Source organism: Caballeronia sp. BR00000012568055 (genome assembly GCF_029439455.1).
Classification (GTDB): domain Bacteria; phylum Pseudomonadota; class Gammaproteobacteria; order Burkholderiales; family Burkholderiaceae; genus Caballeronia.
The window spans coordinates 1-504 of the sequence record NZ_JAQFVG010000141.1 but is presented as its reverse complement, the minus strand read 5'-3'; the positions used below and the strand labels follow the sequence as shown (position 1 = coordinate 504).

Sequence of the window (504 nt, the reverse complement as noted above, 5' to 3'; positions counted from 1 at the left end):
GTCTGGCGGTCATTGCGCGTTCCAGATCCCCGAAGGGCAGGAATTTGGCGGTCAGGCCATCGGCTGAGGGAAACGGCAACCCTTTCGAGTCGGTCGGATCTTCGACGACCGGGTGGCTGATGAGCAGTTCGTGATCAGTGGCGTGAGCGGTCTGTTCGACGATATCGCTCTTGCCGATACCGGGACGACCGGTGATGAGCACCGGCAGGCGCTTCGGCACGTATAGCGAGAGGAGTTCAGTGAGTTGAGCGGGCGTGACTTTCATGACGGCTTCCAATAAGAAATTGAGAAGCCCCGAAAAGACTACGCCCGTAGGGACGTGGTCCCTACGGGGCAGCGATACGGCGAGAATAAAAATGCCAGCGCGAAGCTGGCGAGGTCGATGCGTCCGAGACGCGGTTGGTAGATGGAGTGTAGCGGCCTCCCGGCGATCGAAGCGTCGGAAAGGTGCCTTTTTTATAGCGGCTTACGCAGTACGGGTAAAGGGACCGGCGCGCTCGAGAC

The 504-nt window shown here is 59.7% G+C and carries 1 pseudogene; it reads right to left on the bottom strand.

From position 1 onward, the window contains the following. Positions 1-265, bottom strand: a pseudogene (locus P7F28_RS07965) (ATP-binding protein); the annotation flags it as partial. Between the last annotated feature and the right edge of the window lie 239 nt (positions 266-504).